14 protein-coding genes are annotated in these 17,813 nt (G+C 55.7%); 7 read left to right on the forward strand and 7 right to left on the reverse strand.

Annotation, left to right across the window (positions count from 1 at the left end; translation table 11 throughout):
- The first annotated feature begins 126 nt into the window (after positions 1–126).
- The 6 genes from SIB38_RS08840 (at position 127) to SIB38_RS08865 (ending at position 6,608) form a co-directional block, all read left to right on the forward strand.
- Positions 127–1,374, forward strand: coding sequence for an ABC transporter substrate-binding protein (locus SIB38_RS08840; RefSeq protein ID WP_294118337.1), 1,248 nt, complete (start codon positions 127–129; stop codon positions 1,372–1,374).
- A gap of 160 nt (positions 1,375–1,534) precedes the next feature.
- The gene (locus SIB38_RS08845) at positions 1,535–2,473 is read left to right on the forward strand and encodes a carbohydrate ABC transporter permease (protein WP_294118336.1); all 939 of its coding nucleotides are present in this window, start codon (positions 1,535–1,537) and stop codon (positions 2,471–2,473) included.
- A 6-nt stretch (positions 2,474–2,479) separates the two neighbouring features.
- Positions 2,480–3,313 (forward strand): carbohydrate ABC transporter permease, encoded by an 834-nt coding sequence (locus tag SIB38_RS08850; protein WP_412551827.1) that lies wholly within the window; start codon positions 2,480–2,482, stop codon positions 3,311–3,313.
- 9 nt (positions 3,314–3,322) lie between these two features.
- A complete protein-coding gene (locus tag SIB38_RS08855) occupies positions 3,323–4,327 on the forward strand; it encodes an ABC transporter ATP-binding protein (protein WP_412551828.1) in 1,005 nt (334 codons plus the stop codon).
- A gap of 75 nt (positions 4,328–4,402) precedes the next feature.
- Positions 4,403–5,869 carry a mannitol dehydrogenase family protein gene (locus tag SIB38_RS08860; RefSeq protein ID WP_412551829.1) on the forward strand — a complete coding sequence of 489 codons (1,467 nt, stop codon included), beginning with the start codon at positions 4,403–4,405 and terminating at the stop codon, positions 5,867–5,869.
- Positions 5,870–6,491: 622 nt separating this feature from the next.
- Positions 6,492–6,608, forward strand: coding sequence for a transposase (locus SIB38_RS08865; protein ID WP_412551830.1), 117 nt, complete (start codon positions 6,492–6,494; stop codon positions 6,606–6,608).
- Positions 6,609–6,862: 254 nt separating this feature from the next.
- Here SIB38_RS08865 and mvaD read toward each other — a convergent pair whose 3' ends face one another.
- From mvaD to SIB38_RS08900, 7 genes are all read right to left on the reverse strand, one after another.
- Entirely contained in the window at positions 6,863–7,876 is a 1,014-nt protein-coding gene (gene mvaD, locus SIB38_RS08870) for a diphosphomevalonate decarboxylase (protein ID WP_412551831.1), read from the reverse strand.
- Positions 7,869–8,804, reverse strand: coding sequence for a mevalonate kinase (locus SIB38_RS08875; RefSeq protein WP_412551832.1), 936 nt, complete (start codon positions 8,802–8,804; stop codon positions 7,869–7,871). The genes mvaD and SIB38_RS08875 overlap by 8 nt, the downstream gene beginning before the upstream one ends.
- Complete coding sequence (locus tag SIB38_RS08880; RefSeq protein WP_294118328.1) at positions 8,801–9,931, reverse strand: mevalonate kinase; 1,131 nt, start codon at positions 9,929–9,931, stop codon at positions 8,801–8,803. Before SIB38_RS08880 ends, SIB38_RS08875 begins: the two co-directional genes overlap by 4 nt.
- Positions 9,912–11,063 (reverse strand): hydroxymethylglutaryl-CoA synthase, encoded by a 1,152-nt coding sequence (locus tag SIB38_RS08885; RefSeq protein WP_294118327.1) that lies wholly within the window; start codon positions 11,061–11,063, stop codon positions 9,912–9,914. The genes SIB38_RS08880 and SIB38_RS08885 overlap by 20 nt, the downstream gene beginning before the upstream one ends.
- Positions 11,060–12,115: a type 2 isopentenyl-diphosphate Delta-isomerase gene (fni, locus tag SIB38_RS08890; RefSeq protein WP_412551833.1), complete on the reverse strand. Its 1,056-nt coding sequence runs from the start codon at positions 12,113–12,115 to the stop codon at positions 11,060–11,062. Before fni ends, SIB38_RS08885 begins: the two co-directional genes overlap by 4 nt.
- Positions 12,112–13,146, reverse strand: coding sequence for a hydroxymethylglutaryl-CoA reductase (locus SIB38_RS08895; RefSeq protein WP_294118325.1), 1,035 nt, complete (start codon positions 13,144–13,146; stop codon positions 12,112–12,114). Before SIB38_RS08895 ends, fni begins: the two co-directional genes overlap by 4 nt.
- Before the next feature lie 989 nt (positions 13,147–14,135).
- Positions 14,136–15,314 (reverse strand): trans-sulfuration enzyme family protein, encoded by a 1,179-nt coding sequence (locus tag SIB38_RS08900; protein ID WP_412551834.1) that lies wholly within the window; start codon positions 15,312–15,314, stop codon positions 14,136–14,138.
- A 416-nt stretch (positions 15,315–15,730) separates the two neighbouring features.
- Here SIB38_RS08900 and SIB38_RS08905 point away from each other — a divergent pair, with 416 nt between their 5' ends.
- Positions 15,731–17,716: a TonB-dependent receptor plug domain-containing protein gene (locus tag SIB38_RS08905; protein ID WP_294118323.1), complete on the forward strand. Its 1,986-nt coding sequence runs from the start codon at positions 15,731–15,733 to the stop codon at positions 17,714–17,716.
- Positions 17,717–17,813: the final 97 nt, after the last annotated feature.

The raw sequence follows: 17,813 nt of genomic DNA on the forward strand, positions 1-17,813 counted from the left end.
AAAATTTGCGCGCGTAAAAAAAATAAACTGACGCAAGGCGCATTGCGACGATAGCCTGTGCGGGCAACATCCAGAGACAGGGAGGATCGGATGTCCTAAAGAAACGTGCTTGGTGCGGTGAGTGCCATGACCTTGATGGCCGGTGCAGCTGCTGCCGACACCAGCCTGACCATTGCGATCGTGAACAACGGTCACATGATCAACATGCAAAAGGTTGCTGAAGCCTACACGGCAGAGACCGGAGTGGAACTGAACTGGGTTTCGCTGGAGGAAGGTGTTCTGCGCGAGCAAGTGACCTCCGATACGGCCACCGGTGGTGGCCAGTATGACATCATCAACATTGGCATGCAGGAAGCAGCTATCTGGGGCGCGGCAGGCTGGATTGAGCCTCTCAAGTTCGGCGCCACCTATGATGAAGGGGACATCTTGCCTGCGATCCGCGCGGGGCTGAGCCACGAGGGCCAAATGTATGCGGCGCCGTTCTATGGCGAGAGTTCCATGGTGATGTATCGCAAAGACCTCACGGACGCTGCCGGCGTGAACATTGCCGACAACGACAGCTGGGATAATGTGAAAGCTGCAGCCGCCGCGATCCACAACCCAGACGAAGGCGTTTACGGCGCCTGCCTGCGCGGCAAGCCAGGTTGGGGCGACAACATGGCCTTTATCACAACGGTGGTGAATTCCTTTGGCGGCGCTTGGTTTGACAAAGACTATCGCCCAACCATCGACAGCGACGAGTGGCGCGCAGCAATCAACTTCTACGTTGACCTGCTTGGCAACTACGGTCCTCCGGGCTCAGAAGGCAACTCGTTCAACGAAATTCTTGCCCTTTATAACGAAGGCAAATGCGGGATGTGGATTGACGCCACAATTGCTGCGTCCTTCCTGGAAGTAGATGGCGTTGCTTACGCGCAATCGCCAAACGCAGGTAACTCCGTCGGTGCCAACTGGCTATGGGCCTGGGCCATGGCCATTCCGGCTGGCTCTCCAAACGCCGAGGCGGCGTCCGATTTCATCGAGTGGGCAACTTCCAAAGAGTATGTGCAAGCTGTTGGTAACCACCCAGAGTTTGGTTGGGGTTCAGTTCCGACAGGACAACGGGCGTCCACCTATGCGTTGCCTGAGTTCCAGGCCGCGGCCGGTTTCGCCAAGGCGGAAATGATGGCGATTGAAAGCGCTGCACCACAGGCGACGGACTTGAAGCCATACGTAGGTGTGCAGTTTGCTGCCATCCCTGAGTTCCCAGAAGTGGGCTCCGCTGTTGCTCAAGAGATGGCCGCAGCATTGTCTGGTGCCAAGTCTGTCGATGAGGCCCTGGCTGCTTCACAGGCGGCTGCTGATGCGATCATGAAAGAGGCTGGCTACTATTAAGCCTCTGCTCCCCGGGAGGGTTGCGGTCCCTAGCGTCGCCCTCCTTTTAAAGCTAATCGCTGGCTTGCTCTGATAACTTAGCGACACGTACCCTTCACCCAATTGCAATCTACGAACAACACGCTGAACGATTTTATCGTCTTGGCGGGAGGAAAGCCTCATGTCTAAGAGAACGCTTCCAAGGCTCCTGCAAACCCCAGCGGTCCTATTGCTCTTAGTCTGGATGCTGGTGCCGCTAGGAATGACCTTGTATTTTTCGTTCATTCGCTATGTGCTGAACAGCCTGCGGCGACCTGAATGGACCAGCCCCAGTTTGAGCAACTGGCGGGGGTTTGGGAACTACGAATTTGTCCTGAAGTCCAAAGATTTCTTGCTCTCGATCCAAAACAGCCTCGTCATTGTCTGCAGCATCCTTTTTTTGACCGTGATCCTCGGTGTGCTGATCGCCGTGTTGATCAACCGTGCCTTTCCGGGTCGTGGGATCGTTCGCGTGCTGCTGATTTCGCCTTTCTTTGTCATGCCAGCCGTAAACGCCGTTCTGTGGATCAATATGATCTTGGATCCTGTGCTTGGTCTGCAGGGCATCACAGTGGGCAGCATCAACGACATGGTTGAGGGACTGCGCAATGCGCCGCTTGTGGGTTGGTTTTTCTCACTTTGGCCGGAGCTCACACCGATCTCTTTCCGGGCCACACAGACCTCCGCCCTTGCGGTCATCATTATGGTGACATGGCAGTGGACCCCCTTTGCGGTGCTGATTTTCATGACGTCACTGCAGTCTGAGGACCAGCAACAGAAAGAGGCGGCTGTTTTGGACGGTGCTGGTCCGTGGTCACAGTTTCGCTTTCTCACCTTGCCGCACTTGGGCCGACCAATTGCCATCGTGGTGATGATCCAGGCGATTTTCCACCTGTCACTTTACGCGGAGATCGAGATCGTCAGCCGCGGGAACGGCAACAAGAACCTGCCATATCTGATCGGTGAGTTTGCCAACAACAACATCGGAGCTGCCAGCGCAACCGGCATCTTCGCAGTCATCCTTGCCAACATCGTCGCAATTTTTCTGCTGCGCATGATTGGCAAGACTTTGATGGAGTAACGGACCATGGCCATCGTTGCACAATCTTCAAAACTCTCGAATGTCCTCTGGCCAGTGCTGGCCTGGATTGTGGGGCTCCTGTTTTTCTTCCCAATCTTCTGGATGGTGCTGACCAGCTTCAAAACCGATGCTGATGCGGTGAAGTCTGAGTATCTGCTCTGGTTCACACCGACGCTCGAAAACTATCTCAATATGACCGAAAACTACGACTATTGGCGCTTTGCGCGCAACTCGGTCATCACCTCTGTGTTTGCCACGATCTTCACGCTTGTGGTGAGTATTCCAGCGGCCTACGCCATGGCGTTCAACCCGACCAAGCGCACCAAAGATGTGCTGATGTGGATGTTGTCTACCAAGATGCTGCCCGCTGCTGTAGTGCTCTACCCGATGACCTTTTTAACCAAGAGTCTGGGACTGTTTGATACCCACTTCATGATCATTCTGGTGCTAAGCCTAATCAACCTGCCGATCGTGATCTGGATGCTCTTCACCTACTTCAAGGAGATCCCCAAGGACATCATCGAGGCTGGCAAAATGGACGGCGTCGATACGCTCGGGGAGATCAAGGAAATCCTGATCCCGCTGGCTTGGGGAGGCATCGCCTCGACCGCGCTGCTGTGCTTCATCTTTTGCTGGAACGAGGCGTATTGGACGGTGCGTCTAACCACCACCGACGCTGCCACGCTTTCCAAACTCATCGAAGGCAATCGCGCACCCGAAGGCCTATTCTTTGGCCGCCTGTCGGCTGTCTCCACTGCCGCTGTTGGCCCCATCGTGGTGCTCGGCTGGTTCTGTCAAAAACAATTGGTCCAAGGCCTGACCTTTGGCGCCGTGAAGTAAGGAAACGTCATGGGACGCATTCAACTTGAAAACGTGACCAAGTCTTTCGGTGACGTGGAGGTCATTCCACCACTGAACCTGACCATTGAAGACGGTGAGTTCGCGGTTTTCGTAGGGCCGTCAGGCTGCGGTAAGTCCACATTGCTCAGGCTGATTGCCGGGCTAGAGGAAACAACCTCGGGCAAGGTCATCATTGACGATGAAAACATGACAGAGGTGCCGCCCTCCAAGCGTGGGTTGGCAATGGTGTTTCAATCCTATGCGCTTTATCCGCACATGACGGTGCGCAAGAACATTGCCTTTCCGATGCGCATGGCGGGCGTGGATGAGGACGAGCAGGAAAAGCGCATAGCCGCGGCGGCCAATGCGTTGAACCTCACGGATTATCTGGACCGCAAGCCAGGGCAGCTCTCCGGTGGACAGCGCCAGAGGGTTGCCATCGGCCGTGCCATTGTGCGCGATCCCTCGGCTTTCCTTTTTGACGAGCCCCTGTCCAACCTGGACGCTGCCTTGCGCGTGGGTATGCGCCTTGAGATCAGCGAGATGCACAACCGTATGCAAACCAAGATGATCTATGTGACCCACGATCAGGTCGAAGCCATGACCATGGCTGACAAGATTGTGGTGCTGCAGGCCGGTGTGATCGAACAAGTTGGTTCTCCGCTGGAGCTTTATCACAAACCACGAAACAAGTTTGTGGCCGGCTTTATTGGGTCCCCCAAGATGAACTTCATCTCAGGAGACGAAGCGGCCAAACAAGGCGCTCACACCATTGGTCTCCGCCCTGAACACACCGAGGTCAGCACGACGGAAGGTCTGTGGAAAGGAGTGGTCGGCGTGGCAGAACATCTTGGATCCGACACTTTCATCCACGTGCATGACACGGGGCTTGCGGAGACGTTCACTGTGCGCATCACCGGCGATATTGCTGTGCGCCATGGCGACACGGTATATCTGACGCCGCAGGCTGAGCAGATCCACAAGTTCGACACAGATGGGCTGCGCATCGTGTGATGCCGCCCTACGCCCTTTAACCCAGCCGCAAAGAAAGAAGAGCTGATGGGATACCCCGCGAGGAGATCGGAAACGATGAAGCTCAGCAACGCGACACTTCAAGAGATGCCGGAAGGTGTTCTTGTGCCGACTTACGATCGCGCGGCGCTTACCCCGGGGATCGTGCATATTGGCGTTGGCAATTTCCACCGCGCGCATCAGGCGTGGTATTTGCACCGTCTTATGCAGCTGGGCAAAGCGCTGGACTGGGCCATCATCGGCGCAGGGGTGCGCGATTATGACAGTGCGCAACGCGATAAGCTGGCGGCTCAGGATTACCTCACAACCCTGATCGAACTGGACCCGTCCGGCTCCTCTGCCGAGGTGGTCGGGGCGATGGTTGATTTTGTGTCGATCGAGGAGGGCAATCGCGCCTTGATCCGCCAACTTTCGGACCCGCGTATCCGGATTGTGTCCCTAACGGTCACCGAAGGGGGTTATTTCCTCGATCCAGCTGACAAACGGTTCTCGCGCACGCATCCCGATATTCAGCATGACGCGGTCAACCGTGACACCCCTCGCACCGCCTTTGGCGCCATTGTCGCAGCGCTGAAAGTGCGGCGGGCCGCGGCCATTGGTCCTTTCACCTGCATGAGCTGTGACAACTTGCCGGGCAATGGGCGCATTCTTAAAGAGGTAGTGATAGGCTTGGCCAAGCTAAGCGCCCCTGATCTGGCGCAATGGATTGCAGAGACTGTTAGTTTTCCGAATTCCATGGTGGATTGTATCGTACCCGCCACCGGACCAGGAGAGGTGGCCTTGGCGCAAAGCATCGGCATAGGCGACGCTGCGCCTGTGACACATGAAAATTTTCGTCAATGGGTGATCGAAGATGACTTTTGCGCCGGTCGCCCCCCGCTGGAGGACGTCGGTGTAACGGTTTCAGATCGCGTGTACGACTATGAAGCGATGAAACTTCAGTTACTTAACGGCGGTCATCAAGTGATTGCAGCGCCAGCTGAGATACTGGGGCTCCACACAATCGCAGACGCGATGCGCACTCCTATGATCAAAGCGCTGTTTCGAAAAGTGGCGCTTGAAGAAATCCTGCCTCACATCACCCCCGTGCCTGAGATCTCGCCAGAAGCCTATGTGGACCTTATCGACGCGCGCTTCTCCAACCCCGCGATGGTCGACACTGTCAGACGGGTGGCGTTTGATGGATCCAGCCGCCACTCAGGGGCCGTTTTGCCGATCATTCGAACTGCCTTGGCCGCAGGGACGCCAACGAATGGCTTAGCTTTGTCTCAGGCGCTTTGGGCGCGCATGTGCCAGGGCGTGCGGGAAGATGGCAGCACAATCAAGGCCAATGACCCGGATTGGGCGCGCCTCTCTGAAGCTGCCAATGCGGCAAAGCAGACGCCGCAAGCATGGTTGGAGCAACGACATATTTACGGCGACATTGCCGACAGTGGCGGATTCTCGGAGGCATTTTCGCGGTTTCTTGCGCAGCTGTACTCGGATGGGGTTGAAGCTACCATTGCGGGTTACGTTGATGGGTGACTCATCTGGGTCTCATTCCTCTAAGCAGGAATCGAACATACGCCGTTGTTCATGGGGCGGCTGAGGGAAGGATTTTCCCAGAATTGGCTTTGCTCAAAACATCAACCTATTGCGTAAACTGTAAACCTCCTGAAGGCCGAGGGGCTGGAACTGGTTGTTCTGACCGAAAGGGCGTCAAGGTGCGATCGCCTTGGTCAAGGTCTGAACCATGGTCAAAGAACTCATCCAAGCTGTTAGAGGCGTAGATGCAAAGGGGGCTGGACATTCATTTAAGAGCGGTCTTTTTTGCAAATTTGACTGAGGACACTTTGCATACCATATCCGCCTATTCACCATGGGTGACACATTGCTTCTTCGGATCAAAGGTTGCAGGCGTAATGACCTAACGCACTGTCTCTCGTTCGTTCTGCCGCACAGCATTTTTGAAATGCTGGCTTAAATGCAGGTCGGTTGTCAGATTTGAGGCGCATTTCACATGCCGTGTTGGGTACAGCGAGCGACTAGGCCGTCTTTGCAATGCTGATGGGGCCGGCTGCCGATAATGGCGAAGAAAAGACCATGATCTGAGCCCCTTACTCTCCAGCAGCTTTGTGTAGAGACTGCCCAACTTCAAGACGGAGCAATGAAGGCGAGCTTCACCGATGAGCAGATCCTTCAGATGCTCCAGGAGCAGGAAGTTGGCGAGACGGCGGCTTACGTGTGCAGGCGCTATGGGATCAGTCAGGGCTCCTTCCACTAATACAAGAGTAAGTATGGCGGTATGGAACCGTCAGACGCAAAGACGCTCCGGGCGCTGGAAGACGAGAAACCGATGATGGACAAACTGGCCGCTTAAGGCCATCAAGCTAAACCCAAGAACTCTACAGGAGCAGCAGGAAACTTGGTGCTCAGGTCAATCAGGTCCAGTCACTTAGTTCGCCTTCTTTGCAGCAATGAGTGTTTTCTGATGAGCGCCAAATGACAGAGCCAGGTCCATGTTGCCTTGGTGGTCGGTCAACTTGGTGCTTGGGCGTGGTCCGAAAATGGGGAAATCACTTGGGCCTCTGGAAAAACAGACAGCACGTCGCTTGTGCTGTTTTCTTCAAAAACCAACTTCACATTTGGGCCGGCGTCCATCGTGGCAAAGGCTGACAAGCCGTTGTCGCGCGCGTTCCAGAGGTTTGCCAAAACGGACCAGCTTTTCTCGGTCAGGTAAGCCAAAGGGGGGCGGGCTGCGATCATAGTGGCGTGCATGGCCAGCGCGTTTGCTTCAACACGCGGCCCAAGGGCGTCAAAGTTGCGCTCCAGGATGGCGGTTTCAATGAACGCGCAGTCCTTCTCTGCCTGAGCAGGCCAAGTGGGGAACAGTGGGCTGGTGCGCGCGGTGTGGTTCATGCCGTCGCGAGAGGATTGGGGTTTGATGCCTTTGTCTACGGGGATAATTGCGATCCGCAGGTTGTCCCATCGGTGGTCAAGTTTGATGCCGTGGCTGTCGCTACCGTCTTCGGCTTCACCTTTGGACCATTTCACAAAGCCATGCCACAGTGATCGGGTGGCGCTGCCGCTGCCGAGGCGGGCGATGCGGCTCATGTCTGTGCCGGAGAGAGACAGATCAAAGGCTGCACAAAGCGCTTGTGTCAGCGCCGCAAATCCGGAGGCGGAGGAGGCCAAGCCGGCTGCGGTCGGGATCGTGTTGCGTGTTTGCACAAGCAGGGGCAGGTGTTTGTCGCCTCTGAACATATCGACAAAGCCCAAGGTGCGCGCGGCGAAGGCACTGTCCGGATCCAGAGTTTCTCCGTCCAGAGTCACTTCGTCCTTGTCGGTTGGTGAGAGGGCGACAGAAGTGTGCGACCCCAGATCTCCAAGAGAGATCGAAATCGAGCTGTTGAGAGGCAGATTGCGGGCCTTGTCACGTTTGCCCCAGTACTTGGACAGGGCGATGTTGCTTGGTGCAAAGGCCTCTGCTGGCTGTACATCCGGCACATCGGCCATGGCTTTTGAAATGAGTGTGCGAACAGCGTCAGTCATGCACAACAAGTCCTTCTGTCGCGATGGTTACAGGACGGAAGTCCACTGGTGTTGGACCAAACGCAACAACGCAGTCCCCCAGTCCGGAGCCGGAAATTTTTGCGGCCAAGGTTTCTGGCGCGCGAGTGGCGTCCGCTATGATCTGGTCCAGCGTAGGGTCGCTGACGCCCAGTTCGCCCATCAGATCCTGATAGGTGGATACTGCGGCGTAGAACGCGGCATCTTTGGCTTGTGCCGCCTTGATGGCTATTTCAGCAGCCTCGCCCATACGTTTGTAGAGCGCGTCAAAAAAGGCCTCCTGTCCCACGCGTCGCTCCGCGATTAGACGGAGGACTTCGGCGGTTGGAGTTTTGTAGCCGCAGTATCGAAGACTGACCGGCACCTGCGGAAGCGGAAGAGGCGAAATCTCGGCGTTGGTATTTTCGGATGTGGGCGCCCGGTAAGAGATCAATCCCCCCAAGAGGCTGGCCGCGAGATCAGCGCCGCTGCCGCGGCCTTGAATTTCCCGCACAATCTTGAGCGCATCTTGGTGCAGCTGTTTGGTGTCGGTCCGTCCGCTGCAATTGGACAGCGCGCCTAAGGTTGCGATTGTTACAGCGGCAGAGGACCCCAGGCCCAAAGTTGGATCTATCTCAGAGCGGATGTCCAGGTCGCAGCCCGAGGCAATGGCGCTCTTGTGGACCTCCAAAGCGGCCAGCACAAATTTGTAAGGGCCACTTCGGGGGAGAGCAGTTGCGGAACACTCCAGTGGAGGCGCAATTTCCGAAGTTACGCGGACAAGGCCGTCAGTGCGAAGGCGTAATGTGACCTCAACTCGCTGTTCGATGGCGGCGACAATGGCACGATGTCCGTAGACCACCGCATGTTCGCCTGTGATCATGATGGAGCCAGGGGCGCTAACCAATATGCTTTCCGCTTGTTGGGTCACGTCGGGAGCCCTGCAACTGGCACAGGCGGCGTGCCATGGCCCGCCCCAACAGGTGACATCTGCAAGGTGTCCCACTGTAAACTCGGGTGATTGGACATCAGCGCGCTCATCGCTTCGGGATCGTTGATCCGAACCAGGATCATGCCGCCGTTGGCGCCGCGCACCGAGCCTGCGCCGCAGAGTTTGGCTGCGCCGCCTAGATTTTCTACCTCTTTGACAAAGGCCGTGGCGGCATCCGGCACGATTCCGATCCGTTCGAGAAGGCGTTGGTTTTCTGCGATGGCCGCATTGGGGGCGCCATTGGTCAGAAGGTGGCCTTCTATTTCCTTGGTACAAGCTGCAAAATCGGCCCAGAGGCCTGTGTCCTGACCGTGTGCCGCCGCGACGGCGCTCACACATTCTCCGGTGCTGCTTTCGGGGCGTCCGTGCAGGACCCAGTACCAGCCGTTACCGGACACAAGGTCATGCGTTTCAGGCAGTTGGACTTGTTCGGCGTTGTCGCGGATGTTTTCGACCCGCACCAAGCCGCCTAGCACAACCGCGGCTGCATCTATTGGGCCGGCTTTGCCATGTTTGAGGCGCTCACAGAAGCGGACACGGTCAAGACGCTCCTGTACCGTCTTAGGACGTGCCAAAAGGCGTTCAAACAAGACTGTTGTGGCGGCGACGATGGCGGCAGAGGAGCCCATGCCTGCGCCAATGGGGAGGTCGGAGCGGCTGCCGAGCTCGCCAGGCGAGGGCAGGGGCCATTGCGCGCCAATGCCAGGTATCGCGTCGCCGTTCACAGGTTTGTCCTGCAACAGAGAGGCAAGCGCATAAACCGCAAGGTCATCGGGTTTGGTAAGAACGTCCTGAACACGTAATTCGCCGCGTGCAAACTGCTCAAACCGGTTGTCCAGAGAGGTTTTGAACTTGGCAACCAGCTTGAGCGGATAGTTGGCACCATCGGACAGATTGGAGAACGCGGTTTTGAGCCCCTCTCCAAGGCCCATCGGTGTGAACCACACCTCGGTATAGCGGGCAATGGCAATCGCCAAGGCCGGAGCGCCGTAGAGCACCGAGTGTTCACCGGACAAGATCAGCTTGCCCGGCGCATATGCCCCCGCTTCAGGCCTGCTGATCGACATAAATTCGTTTGTCGTCTTCGATGCCGGTCAAACGGAACCGACCGGACGCACATTCTTGCGTGCCTTGTGTCAGGTCTTTTTCGTGCCACAGCGTGATGTAGCCATCATAGTCGATGGCGTCGCGGTCTTGCAGAAGGCTTTGGTGTTGCTCCGGGAACAGATGCTCGGCGTAGCCTGGCTGAACGCGAAGGTCAAAAAACTCACCCGTCGCACCGGAACCGTAGCTGAATAGCCCGATGTTTTTGCCGGTGAGATCGGTTTCGTCGTTTTCAAGCACGGAGATGAGGGCCAGATAGAGGGACGCGGAATAGCAGTTGCCGACCTGCCGATTGTAAATCAGGCTTGGCAGCACGTGGTCAGGATTTTGTTTTTGGCCGTTGGCCTTGGCGAGGTGGCTATTGGCTTTCTCCCCCATTCGGGAGAAGGGCACATGGAAGCAGAACCGGGAGAAGGCATCGTAGTCCAAGCCGCCGTTTGCCTGGTAGTCTTTCCAGGCTTCCACGAGCGCGTTGAGATAGCGCAGGGTCGATGCTTTGCCATCAAACAAGGGGGTGCGACGATGGTTTGGTCGCCAAAAATCCATGCAGTCTTCAGTGTATAGGCCGGACTCGGTGCCGATTTCGGCTATTTTGGGTTCGGAACTGACGAGGATCGCAACCGCACCTGCACCCTGGGTGGCTTCGCCGGAGCTGCCAAGGTCATAGCGCGCCACATCGGAGGCAATGACCAGAACCTTGCGGCTTGGCTTCCGGGCCACATAGCTGGCTGCCATTTGCAGCGCTGCGGTGGCGGAATAACAGGCCTGCTTGAGTTCGACGCAGCGGCAGTTGGGCGACAGTCCCAACAGGCGGTGGACGTAAATTGCGGCGGCCTTGGACTGATCAATCCCGGTTTCCGTCGCAAAAAGAACAGTGTCGATGCTTTCTACGCCAACACGTTCCACAATTGGCAAAGCGGCCTCTGCCGCCATTGTGACGATGTCTTCGTCCGCATTTGGCAGCGCGATCTTCTCCTGGCCAATGCCTCGAGAGAACTTGGCCGGATCAATCCCATGATGGGTGGCCAATTCATTGAGGTGGACATATCTGCGTGGCGTGAAAAAGCTCAGCGCCTCAATACCCGGTGTTGTCAAAGCGAGTTCCCATGTTGTCTCAGAAGGTCAGCGTTACACCGAAGCGCGGCAATGTTCTGGCAGCCGAGCAGGAACATAGCGGTTTGAAACTCTCGTCGGAATTTCTCAATCACTGCCACGACTGCTTCGCTGGACGTTTGCGCGGCGCTCAGGAACGGCGCCGCGACGCCGCATAGGTCTGCGCCAAGTATCAGCGACTTTGCCATATCAATGCCGTTTCGAATGCCTCCACTGGCAATCAAAGTTGTTGTTTCGTTTGCTTTGCTTAGATACGCGCGCGCGTCCTGCAGAGCATCGACTGTAGTTAAGCCCCAATCTTGAAAAACCAAGCCCAAGTCGTCGCCATCGTGGGCACGACGGTGGTATTCAATCCGGCTCCAGGAGGTGCCGCCGCGCCCCGCGACGTCGAAATGTCGAACGCCAGCGTCAAAAGCCAGTTGAATGTCTTGTGCCGACAAGCCGCAGCCAATCTCTTTCAACAGCACTGGCACAGGGAGAACCTCAGTGATGACCGCGATTTGAGCGAGAAGGCCCGCGAAATTGACATCGCCTTCGGGCTGGATCACTTCCTGAAGAGGGTTCAGGTGCAAATACAGCCCGTCCGCCTGAATAGCCTCTACAGCTTCTAAGCATTCGGAATGCCCAAAACCGTAATTCAGTTGCACCGCACCAACATTGCCAACGATTGGTGTGGTAGGGGCCACGTCTCGTAAGGCAAAGCTTGATGTCGCCGATTGATCGGTAAACATGACGCGCTGAGACCCAACAGCCATAGCGACGCCGGTCTTTTCGGCGGCTGTCGCTAGGTTGCGGTTGATCCGCAGGATTTCGTCACCTGTTCCTCCGGTCATCGAGGAAATCAAAAGCGGAAAACTCAGCGGTTTGCCGAGGAAGGTGGTTTGCGTGTTGATATCCCCGTAGTTCAACTCGGGCAACGCGCGGTGTGTCAGCTGGATTTGGTCAAAGCCGCTGTTGTTCCGCTCAACACCTGTGTCCGATGTGATGATGCGAATGTGTTCGACTTTGCGGTCTGCAATTTGGCTGTCGGTCATCGCTCCAGTTCCATATGGGTGCGAACCAGTTCGCCAGGATTCGTTTGCGCTGCCAAGAGTGACAATTCCCCGCACAGGACAACGCCAGCGCAGATGCCGGCCAGCCGGCGCGCGTTATCGCCCGGCGCTCTCTCGTCCTGGCACCCCATTTTTTCAAGGTTTTCCTGGATCTCTGGAATGTCTTTTCCGGCACCGACTGACCCAACGATGAGGTTTGGGAACGTGCAAGAAAAGTAGAGGTCACCGTCACGGTCTTCGCAATGAACCATACTTTGGCTGGCTTCGATGATGTTTGCAGCGTCTTGGCCTGTCGCCAGATAGAAACCAAGAAGCATGTTGGCGAAATGCGCGTTCGCGGTTCTCAGCGAGCCAGCAATTGTACTGCCAACATAGTTTTTCTCGTAGTTGAGCCGTACGATTTTATCCGCACTGCTGTGCAGAACCCGTTCTACAATGCGTTTGGGGATCAGCATGTCGGCGACAACATATTTGCCTCGGCCCAATAGACCGTTGACCGCTGAGGTTTTTTTGTCGGTGCACATGTTCCCGGAAATCGATGCGTAAGCGAGCTCGGGGTACTCGGACAGAATCCAGTTTTGCACGGCCTCGGCGGCTTTGGTCACCATGTTGTGACCGGAGGCGTCGCCGGTGGCGCATTCCAGCCGGACAAACAGGAGATTGCCTGCAAACTGACGGTTGAGGTCAATCAATCGGGCAAAACGACTGGTGCTGCTGACCACCGTGGCAACTTCGTCCTGGCGGGTTTGAATGGCGTTCCAGGCTGCGATTGCGGATGCGCCATCGGTGGCGCGGAAGGCAAGGGAGCGGGTCATGCGCTCGTCCACAAGCGTGACGTTTATACCGCCGGAGCGACGCGACACGATTGCGCCACGCGCGGTCGACGGCCAAAGCGGCTTCTCATAAGTCGCAAGTGGCGCACTTATCTCTCCGTCAACGATGGAGCCCCGAAACGCGATCGGGCCGACCCATTGTGTCGGCAGCGGGGTTGTGTAGGTTGAACGGTCCCTCAATGAATTCTCCGCCAGTCAGTCAGTTCGTCCAGGCGCGACAATGTCACTTTTGGACAAGAAGATAAAGCAACCCAGGCAAGCTCAGGGAGGGCTGTTCCGGGGACCTGTCAGCGCTCTTAGGAACGGTCAGATGCGGCTCCGGAAATGCTGAAAAACAAGGTTCCACTAACAGGCTCTACAATACGGTGCAAGTCAACAAACTGCGTTTCTAGCGTCAGGTTTTTGCCTTCGTTGCGACTTGCAGCTTGTGTCCTGGACGCAGTGCCGCAGGCGCTGGAGGGGAAAGGCGTGTTCGAAGATGAACTGATCGCAGTCTGCACCGCGCGGGTTAAGGCATCGTGTTGTGCGAAGAAGGATCTAAATGCAGCTTGCTTGGGGGACAAGGCTCCGGAAAGGCCTTCGTACCGCGCTCAAAATTCCGAGGAAGGCAAGCCAGCGACTCGTGGGAATTCCGCACCTGTGCTTGGAGCAATGGCAAACAAATGACCGAGGCTGGCTTTGTTGCTCCATCGGCTGAAAAATTCTTCAGAGGTGAAGACAAAATTCACGTCACCCAGTGTTGAGAAGGTCTTTCCTTATGACTGATCTTTTTGTGCGGATGGTAATCCCGATTTTGCCAGCTTCATTGAAGAAGATTCTGAAGATTGGGGGGGGGGGCACACGCCAAAATGGCTTGCAACTGTTGGATCAGTTGGGGGCAGGCTGAATCGCCTGCTCTGGTATTCTTGAATGTTCTGATGCCTGAAATGGACCGCGATATTGGTGTGCGCGTTGTGACGGTCGGAGCTGCTTGTAATGTAGTGGCGGCGAAGCGCTTAGGTGCCGGTCGTGGTCTTCGGTTGGGGCAACGATATTGGGATCATTTGCCCTGCGCGAATTGCGAAGCGAGCTACAGCGCGAACTGGATTTCAGCCTCACGCAAAGTGCGTGAGGTGTATTTAGACGTTAAGGGGGGCAAAAGGACCTCGAATCCGTTGTGGCCGATTGGGCTAGCGCTGCGAAAAGGCAGCTTCCAGGTCGGCGGCCAAATCAGCCGTGTCTTCGCAGCCTACGGACAGGCGAATTAGATCGTTGCCAATGCTGATCTTTTCGCGGTGTTCCTCCGCTACAGCGGCATGGGTGAGGGATGCCGGGTGCTGGATCAGGCTCTCAACACTGCCAAGGCTCACGGCGAAGTGGAACAGGTGTGTGGCGGTCAGGACACGTTCGACGCGGTCTAAGCCGCCCATCAGTCGCAGAGAGATGAGTGCGCCGAAGTTGGACATCTGGCGCGTGGCAATGGTGTGGCCGGGATGCGTTGCGAGTCCGGGATAGATGACCTCTGCAATGCCCAGATCCGCAGCGTTTGCAGTCAGTTTCTCAGCCAGAAAGGCGGCGGAGGTTGTCTGGCGTTCCACGCGCAGGGCGAGGGTGCGCAAAGACCGCAACAGAAGTGCGCAGTCGCTTGGGCACATCACAGCACCAAGCGCATTTTGTAGATAGCCGATCCGGTCCGCAAGGCCGTCTTTGGCGTTTTCGGAGACGGAAAGGACGCCTCCCAGAAGATCGGAATGACCGCCCAGAAACTTGGTTGCCGAGTGCATCACCACGTCGATGCCGTGGTCCAATGGAAGCTGACCACAGGGAGAGGCAAATGTGCTGTCACATACTGTGATGGCACCAACCTCCCGGGCGATTTTGGCAACTGCGGTTAGGTCGACAATCTTTAGAAGTGGGTTGGAGGGCGTTTCGAACCATAGAAGGTCGGCACCTTTGGCCGCCGTTGTTAGGGCGTCGATGTCGCAGAAATCCACCAAATCAACTTTGCATCCGGACATGGCCGGACCAACTTGCGCGAGCAGACGGTAGACGCCGCCGTAGAGGTCTTCGTGAGCTACAATCTTTGCGCCTGGCTTCAATGTTGCCAACATTGTTGAAGCAGCGGAGAGGCCGGAAGGAAAAACAAAAGCGGCCTGGGCGTTTTCGAGGTCCGCGAGACACGCCTCTACACGTTGACGCGTTGGGTTGCCAGATCGCGAGTAATCGTAGCCACGGTTCTTGCCAATGCCGTCCTGAACATAGGTTGTTGCCGTATAAAGCGGCGGAACAACCGCGCCGGTTGCCGGATCAGGTTCATGTCCGGAATGGATAACGCGGGTGGCCAAGGAGGTGCGGTTTTTTACGGACATCGGGTCTCGCCAAATTGTCAGAGAGCGGAAATTTTCGGCTTTATTTCAAAGGCAAGATAAAGGGGCAAGGCAAATGTTTGCGGTTGAACAGAGGGAAGACGCCTGCGGAGTTTTAAGGCATGGCTCGCTGGGCTGGGGACTGGGTAAAAACGTCGAAGCGAGGTTTGGTCTGAGTACGGACAACCTTTCTAAAGCTCGGCCAGCAAAGGAGCAAGCCAACACGGTTTTGCAATCGTTTTCGGTAGGCATACTTATAGTTAGGAAAGTGTGACAATTCCATCGCGCCTTGCCGCAACAAAGCGTGTCATGCACTTGCATGTCAGAAACCTCCACGCTATCAGGCGCCGAACTCAGCCAGATTTTCCAGACGAAGACAGCCAGAGCACGACACCCAATTATGGAGAAGGGGGACGCTCATGTCTGTTTTTCGCACCAGCACGCGCGCTGGGTTGATGAGCACTTGTCTGGCGGCGGTATTGCCTGCCACCGCAGCAATGGCTCAGGACCTTGAAGATGAGTACTACACGCTCGACACAATCACCATTGAGGCGCAAGACGAACAACGCGGCGCAGCTGACCGCGGTGCATCGGTCTATGCTGCAGACGCGGAGCTGGAGCGCGCGCGTCTTGGCGACATGAAAGATGTTTTTGCGGGTATGGCCAACGTTTCCGTCGGCGGTGCTATTCCGGTTGCGCAGAAAATCTTCGTGAACGGCATCGATATGCTGAATTTGGTTGTGTCGATGGATGGTGTTCTTCAAAACAACCGCAGCTTTCACCACGTCTCAGCAAGCGTTTTTGATCCTGGACTGCTAAAGTTTGTTCGGGTTGATCCCGGTGTTGCTGCGGCAGACACTGGTCCCAATGCTGTTGCTGGCGCAGTGATCATGGAAACCAAAGATGCAACGGACATAATTTCCGAAGGTGAAACGTTCGGTGGCGAAGTGCGTCTTGGGTTTGCCGACAACGGCAAAACTCTGAATGGGTCCGCTACTGTGGCTGCGGCATCTAATGGTTGGGAAGTTCTTGGGTATGTAAGGTCTGCGAAGGGTGACGACTATGAAGACGGATCAGGCGTAATCGCGACTGGTACTGCAGCCGACATGCAGTCTGGCTTGTTGAAGCTAGCCTATGAGAGTGACACTGGGCACCGTTTTGAGCTCTCCGGACAAAAGCTATTTGATGATGCACTTCGCAATCGACGTGCAAACTTTGGCAATAGCCAAGCTGGTTTGGTGCAATACGATACCGAACGTACCAATCTGTCGTTCAATTATGGGCTCACAAACGGCGGCGGGAATTGGGACCCTCAGATTGTTTTGGGTTATTCTGACAGCAGCATTTTTGCGCCTGTTTCTGAGGACAGTAATACAGAAACCAAAACGCTGTCATTCAAAGCTCAAAACACGTTCCATCTCTCGGATACTAACACAATCGTTGCTGGTATTGACTACTATGACAGAGACGCTGAGTACTTCAGCAGCTCCACACGCCGCTCTGAAAATGCTCAAAACTTTGGAGTTTTTGCGCAGGCCCGTTTTGAACCCTCGGATCGCTGGCGCATTTCCGCAGGTGTGCGCGGAGATACACAAAAGTTTGAAGGTGGTGACGGTTATACAGACACTTTCTCCGGTTTCAGTGGAAACGCTTCGGCAATCTTTGATGTCACCAACGAGTTCAGTCTCAGAGCTGGATACTCGAACGTCTTTGGTGGGCTGCAAATCGAAGATGGGTACAACTTTTGGCAAACGGACCCACAGTTCTCCCAGTGGGGGCAGTGGGATTACACTGGGATTAAGGCGTCTCGAGCAGAGAACGCCAACATTGGTTTTGATTTCCGACGCGGAGGTTTCTCCGTTGGTGGCGAAGTATTCCGTACCGAAGTCGCTGATGCGCGCGATGGGGATCAAAACTTTGACTTTTCCAGTCAAGGTTACAACCTGAACGCGGGCTTCGCATGGGACCTTGGTTCCGCTCGATTCTCCTATTCAAACACTGAAACCAAGCGGGACGGGAATCTCGTACCGTCGGGAGAGATGATCGATTATGGTGCTCCTTTAGGAGAAATCATTGCGTTCGAAATCATGCAGCGGATTCCCCAAGCTAACAATTTGATTATTGGCGGCAGCCTAGATATGGCTTTGGACTACAACCCTACCTACAATGGGGCCAACCCTTGGCCGACCCAAGGCCTCAAAGGGTATGAGGTGGTGAACTTGTTCGCAGAGTATACGCCACCATCGATGTCGAATTGGACTATTCGTGGTGAAGTTTTGAACCTGTTCGATGAAGATTACTCTGATCGTGCGTCCTACGGTGGCGACTACCCAAGTGATCCAAGCTTCTCCCCGATTAAGGAGCCCGGAAGAACCTTTGTTATTCAAGCGATCGCAAAGTTCTAAGACCGGCAACAGGGCCTAACATCTAGAGAGCAGCCCCATCATTGCTTTATGGTGGGGCTTATTTAATTGGTGAGAGGTGGTCGCAGAAATTTGGGCC

This window comes from Shimia sp. MIT910701 (genome assembly GCF_047126315.1).
In the GTDB taxonomy this organism is placed as follows: Bacteria; Pseudomonadota; Alphaproteobacteria; order Rhodobacterales; family Rhodobacteraceae; genus Shimia.